Here is a 257-nt window from a genome sequence, read left to right as displayed (position 1 = left end):
GGGCGATCTTGCTTGCCGTCCAGATAAAAACAGTTAATAAGGACAGCCTTATGGCTTTCAGTCGCACGCATCCGCTGCGTATCTTTCTGCTGGACGCTCACGACATTTTTCTGCGTGGGATTCATGCGGTTATATCGCAGGAGCCAACGCTCAAAGTGATGGGGAAATTTAGCCACAGTCAGGCTCTGAGGTCATCATGGGCAACGACAGAAGCCGATATGTTGATTATGGATCATGCACTTGCGCCGCAGGACACC

Annotated in this window: 1 protein-coding gene; it reads left to right on the top strand. The window is 51.0% G+C overall.

Annotation, left to right across the window (positions count from 1 at the left end; all coding sequences use genetic code 11):
- Positions 1-257, top strand: a 257-nt coding sequence (locus tag RTY00_RS19420; protein ID WP_409519151.1) for a hypothetical protein, incomplete at both ends; no start/stop codon positions are given.

This window comes from Pantoea sp. CTOTU49201 (assembly GCF_032054795.1).
GTDB classification, from domain to species: Bacteria; Pseudomonadota; Gammaproteobacteria; order Enterobacterales; family Enterobacteriaceae; genus Pantoea; species Pantoea symbiotica.
This window is presented reverse-complemented; position numbering and strand designations above follow the sequence as displayed.